Source organism: Gemmatimonadaceae bacterium, assembly GCA_035533015.1.
Taxonomy (GTDB): Bacteria; Gemmatimonadota; Gemmatimonadetes; order Gemmatimonadales; family Gemmatimonadaceae; genus JAGWRI01.
The window spans coordinates 1-5577 of the sequence record DATLUQ010000030.1 but is presented as its reverse complement, the minus strand read 5'-3'; the positions used below and the strand labels follow the sequence as shown (position 1 = coordinate 5577).

The window sequence follows — 5577 nt, the reverse complement described above, 5'->3', positions numbered from 1 at the left end:
CAGCTTGCACGCCGTGTTCACGTGGCTGCGCTGCCAGCGCTGGGCGTACCACGTGTAGCCGATCTGCACCCGGTCAATCGGCGCCACGATGTCGTGATACCGCGTGCTGCCGATCACCTCGCCCGACGTCAGCTCGCGCACCGCCCACGGCAGCATGTGGCCGGCGGCCTGCCCGGCCAGCGCGTCGGCAATGTAGGCCGCCACCTGGGCGGGCTCGGGCACCGAGGTGTACCAGAGTTCCCACAGCCGGCCGTCGGTCACGGCCGCGGCGAGTGCGGACTCGTGCGCGGGCACCAGGGGTTCCAGGCGCACCCCGTGGCCTTCCAGGGCGACGGGCGAAAGGGCGAGCATGGGCGGAGTCGGGTTCAGGGTTGAGAGCGGCGGAGCACGATATGCGCGGCCTTGTCCGACGCCACGAACTGGATGCATTCGTAGCCTGACGTTCGCGTGTCCACGCCGTCGAACAGCCGCTCTCCCGTGCCGAGCACCACCGGTGCGATGGCGACGTGCATCTCGTCGATGAGCCCGGCGCGGAGATACTGCTGGATGGTGCTGGGTCCGCCGCCAATGCGCACGTCCTTTCCGTTGGCGGCCTGGCGCGCCCGGTCGAGCGCGTCGTGGATGCCGCCCGTGACGAAGTGGAACGTCGTGTTGCCTTCCATCTCGATGGGCGGCCGGGCGTGGTGCGTGAGGACGAACACCGGCACGTGATAGGGCGGGTTGTCTCCCCACCAGCCCTTCCAGTCCATGTCGGGCCAAGGTCCGCGAACCGGTCCGAACATGTTGCGTCCGAGAATCCAGGCGCCGACGTTCGCGAAGCCCCGCGCGGCGAAGTCGTCGTCGATGCCCGTGGTGCCGCCGTCGGCGCCGAACAGGGTGCGCTGGAACGTGCGCGTCGGGAATACCCATTGGTGGAGGTCGGTGCCGCCCACGCCGAGTGGGTTGTCGAGGTCCTGGTTCGGCCCGGCGCCGTAGCCGTCGAGCGAAATGGAAAAGCTGTTGACGCGGACTCGGGTCACTGGGTATGCCTCGGTTGGGGAACGGCCGGGCGGTCCGACACGCCCGAGTCAGGTTGTGGCGCCGAGTCCGGCACCACCGTGAAACGATCAACAACAATGTGCGATGGTCCGTGACCTCCGCGGTCGAGAACGTAGGAGCGCGGTATCCCGTAGCGGGGATCGAACACCACGCTATCCAGCACGCGGCCCGGGTTCTCGAGTGTCCTGAACACCTGCGCGAAGATAGAATCGGCCGTCCAGCGATGCCAGCAGGCATGGTCGAGCGAGTCGGCGATGACGCCAGGCCGCTGACCGATGATCGAGTCGCCAACGATCAGGTAGACCGGGCGCCGGGGAGGCTGCGCCTCGATGGTGTGTATTTCAAAGCACGGCCCGACCTCGACCACTCGCAGCGCATATGAATGCGGACGCGACTGCAGCCAGCGCGCGTGAGCGGCGGTAGTAGCGTCGAGGAGTTGGCGCCGTTGGGCCGGGCCCATTGCATCAAAGCGTACGACGCCGAGGTCCTCGGCCGCGAGGGTATCGTCCGCCCGCGGAGCGTTGCGGGCGCTTGCGCAACCGGCCAGGCATAGGAGCAAGAGGGCACGATACATCGGGGGAATCCCACGCCGGAGGAATGCTATGTCCCGTAGTCCCTATAGTTGCACTTCAAACCTGATCTCAAGTAGCGCGGTCACCGATGCCAGCCTGCTCCAGGCGCGCTTCCAAGCTCTCAACCCGACGGATCAACTCTCGCTGCCGTCGGTAGAGGCCGGGAGCCACGAAGATCAGCCAGAGAAGAGTTCCCGCAACGTACGCGTACAGGAACACAAAGACACCGGACGCGCCCCCTTGAAGGACAGACTCCATACTTGCTCCTCGATGAGTGCCGCGCGGCTATCCAACGCTCAGCATCAGCGGCGCGCGAAGCGCCGTCCGTTGCATGCTGTTGTCAGGCCGCTGCCCAACACCAACGCCATCGACATCCATCTTCGGGCCTACCGCTTCTTCCGCCCGACACCGGGCACGGCCGCGACCTGAATCATCCATGCCGCGAGTTGCCGTTCGTCGAGGTCGTCCACTGACTGAAGCTCCACGCCCCGAGTGGATTTGCCCATCGCCACCGGCGTCACTGGCGGCACCGGAATGAGCGCTGCACCGTTCACGAACATCAGCTTGACGTGGTCGGCGAATCCGCCGCAACAGAAGCACCAGCCGTCGCCGACCCCATAGTACGACATGCCCCATTTCACGGAGCGCTGCAGGCCGGGAAGCGTCCTGGCCGCAAGCGCATCGACGCGTTCCGCGATTCCGCGCTGCGGCTGCGGCAGACTGGCGATGTATGCGAAGGCCGCCTTGTCGCCGACCGCAGCCTTCGCGGGACTTGCCTTGCCGGTCACCATGGATTCCGGCAGAGTCGTTGCGGCCTTGCCTTTTGCCGCCCTGCGCTTGGCCGGCTTGTGCCCGGCGAGCTTGGAAGTCTTGTCGGTCTTACGGGCGGGCATGGCGGTCACCTGTACCGTGGAAGTGTGTCGGCCCAACGTCGCGGCGATCCGCGGCGGCGTTCCCTAATAAGTTGCGGCAGGCGGCCGCAGGCCGCCAGCAGCAGCGCCAAGCGAGGAGGGAGTGCACGGCGCAGACAGCACCGGGCGGCGCCCGCTCAGTGCGTGCCGTCGCCGCCCGCGCCCGCCAGGCGGCGGCGCATTTCGGTGCTCCAATTGGGCGCCACGAAGATCTGGAACGCGCTCGAAACGGGGGAGGCGTACACCACCCGCTTGCCGTCGGGGGAGACGAAGACCCCGGCGTTGCTGACGCCGCCACTCAGGGTGGTCAGCGTGTCGCGGCTCACGATCCGGAAGGTCGGCGAGAGCGCGACCCGCACCGAGATGACGGCGAGTTTGCCGGTGGCCAGGACGGCGTAGTACAGGTGCGTTCCGTCGGGCGACCACTGGGGCAGGACGCCGCCCCCGGTGGACACGGGCACCGTCGTCGCCGGGTCGGGAAACGAGCGAACGTACACCTCCGTCTGGCCGGTTTCGTCGGACATGTAGGCCACCCACCGGCCGTCCGGCGAGAAGGCGGGGTAGTTGGCGTTGGAGCCGGTGGCCACGTAGGCGCGGGCGGCGGGCGCGGAGCCGGAATCGAGCGGCACCCGGAACAGCTTCCACGAACTCTGATAGCTGTTGACGATCAGCGACTTGCCGTCGGGCGAGAGCACGGTGCCCCCGATCACGGTGGGGTCCTCGTAGAGCTTTTGCGGCGGCGAGCCGTCGGCGAGGTTCTGGAGCCACACGATGCTGCCCTGCGACGCGCTGTCCAGCGACACGTATACCACGCCGCTCCCGTCGTGCGTCCAGGATACCCACCGGACGGTCCCGAGGGTCGTGACCCGCCGTCCCGCGGGCGAGTCGAGGTCCTGGATCCACACGTCGCTACCGTGGTCGTCCGCGATCTCGGCCGCGATGCGGCGCCCGTCGGGCGACAGCGCGAGGAGCGTATAGTCGCGCAGCTGATCCGAGACCGGGCTGACCGCGCCGTCGCGCGCGGCCCACACCAGCCGCGCCGACGCCCGTGCGCGGCCGGAGACCAGGCCGCCCCCGTTGGAGACGAAGACCTCGGCATTGCCGTTGGACCCGGCCAGCACCGCCACCGGGTCGTGGACCGGCGTGGGCGAGCCGGTGACCCGCAGGTGGCGCAGGTCGAACGGAACGGCCATCACGGTCCCGTCGGCCTGCACGTAGACGAGCCGGCCGTCCACCACGGCCAGCGGCCGGACGCCGGAGATGCCGAGCGGGGTCACGTGGCCGTTGTCTACCGCCGCCGCCGCCAGCTTGGCCGAGCCTAGATTGCCATACCAGATCGCGAATATCACCGTGTTGGGATCCGGCGTGGCGATGGGCCAGTAGTGCGCCCGCTCGCCGTGGGCCGAGTCCACGTGGGTGAGGGGCACGGGCTGGCCGCCGGCGGCGCTCACGGACACGAGGCCGGCGAAGTGCCCGAACGACCCGATGACGATCTTTCCGCCGGGCGTCCACGTGGCGCCGTTGTTGGCCACGCCGCCGCCGGCGATCGTGACCGGGCTGGTCCCGTCGAGGCGCACCTTGCGCTCCAGCCCGTTCTGCTCGAACCCCACCCAGGCGCCGTCGGGCGAGAAGTACGGCTGGGTGCCGTTCTCCGTGCCGGGAATCGGCCGCGCGTCCAACTCGTTGGTGCGCAGGGAATACAGCATCAGATGATGGTCGGGCCCGGCGCCGCTGAACACCACCGTGCCGCCGTCGGGCGAGATCGCGCCCGGCCAGGGTCCGTTGTCGAAGGGGGACACGCTGTCGGAGGTCGCGAGCAGGAAGCGGATGGGCGGCAGCGCGGGGGCGGCCGGTGCCGGCCGACGGGCGAGCACCACGGCGACGACGATCGCGGCCAGCGCGGCGAGCCACGGGCCCACGACGAACGGATCGCGAAGTCGCGCCCGCGGGCCGGCATGCGCGATGCCCGGTGCGCCGCGCATTCGGGCGACCGTGGCGCCGGTGCCGCGGAACGCCGGATTCTGAAGGGCGGCCGCGAAGTCCCTGGCGCTCTCGAAGCGGTCGGCGGGGAGGCGCTCCAGCGCCGTGGCCACGGCGGCCGCCACGTTGGGCGGCACCGACCGGCGCGTCTTGGTGACCGGCGCCGCGTCCTCGGTCACGATCTTCATGATGATCTGCTGCACCGACGCGCCGACGTGGGGCGGGTCGCCGCTGAGCATCTCGTACAGCACCGCGCCCAGCGAGTAGATGTCGCTGCGGGCGTCGATGTTCTTCTCCGCCGTGGCCTGCTCGGGGCTCATGTAGTGCGGCGTGCCCAGCGAGAGGCCGGTCTCGGTCATGCGGCCGCCGGCCGCGGCCGAGACGGCGATCGCGATCCCGAAGTCGGCCACCATGGGCCGCCCCTCGTGGATCAGGATGTTCTCGGGCTTGATGTCGCGGTGCACCACGCCGTGGCGGTGGGCGTAGTCCAGCGCGTCGGCCACCTCGCTCACCAGCTTCACCGATTCGTCCACGCCGAGCTGCGTCGAGCGGTCGAGCCTGGCGCGCAGCGTCTCGCCCTCGACGAAGGGCATGACGTAGAAGAGGAAGGTGTCGGCGCTGCCGGAGTCGAAGAGCGGGAGGATGTTCGGGTGCTGCAGGGCCGCCGTGGTGGCGATCTCCTGCACGAACCGCTCGCCGCCGATCACCGCGGCCAGCTCGGGCTTGAGGACCTTGATCGCGACCTTGCGATTGTGCTTGAGGTCCTGGGCCAGGTAGACGGTGGCCATGCCGCCCTGGCCGAGCTCGCGCTCGAGGCGGTAGCGGTCCTTCAGGGCGTCGGTGAGGCGGTCGATGGGGTCGGACATGATCGGATAAACATCGGTCGTGACGGGCGGTTGCGCGAGGGGCGGGGGCTGGCAGCACTTCCTGCGCCATTTCCACGTCGCCCTCAGGACTGCGGGTCGAACCCGAAGACGCGCAGCTCTTGGTCACAGCGACAGGCCTTCGCGATGCGCGCGGCCCACGCGACGGCCTCCTCGCGTGAGGGGAGGTGGAGCGAGCGTGCGGCCTGACGA

5 protein-coding genes are annotated in these 5577 nt (G+C 69.4%); all 5 read right to left on the bottom strand.

Going from position 1 to position 5577, the window contains the following annotated elements; translation table 11 throughout:
• Window positions 1-351 (bottom strand): GNAT family N-acetyltransferase (locus VNF92_06690; protein ID HVA57558.1); only part of this gene is annotated, 351 nt, incomplete at its 3' end.
• A gap of 14 nt (window positions 352-365) precedes the next feature.
• The gene (locus VNF92_06685) at window positions 366-1019 is read right to left on the bottom strand and encodes a dihydrofolate reductase family protein (GenBank protein ID HVA57557.1); all 654 of its coding nucleotides are present in this window, start codon (window positions 1017-1019) and stop codon (window positions 366-368) included.
• A complete protein-coding gene (locus tag VNF92_06680) occupies window positions 1016-1612 on the bottom strand; it encodes a hypothetical protein (protein HVA57556.1) in 597 nt (198 codons plus the stop codon). Before VNF92_06680 ends, VNF92_06685 begins: the two co-directional genes overlap by 4 nt.
• 384 nt (window positions 1613-1996) lie before the next feature.
• A complete protein-coding gene (locus tag VNF92_06675) occupies window positions 1997-2503 on the bottom strand; it encodes a DUF1801 domain-containing protein (GenBank protein ID HVA57555.1) in 507 nt (168 codons plus the stop codon).
• A 155-nt stretch (window positions 2504-2658) separates the two neighbouring features.
• Complete coding sequence (locus VNF92_06670; protein ID HVA57554.1) at window positions 2659-5367, bottom strand: protein kinase; 2709 nt, start codon at window positions 5365-5367, stop codon at window positions 2659-2661.
• Window positions 5368-5577: the final 210 nt, after the last annotated feature.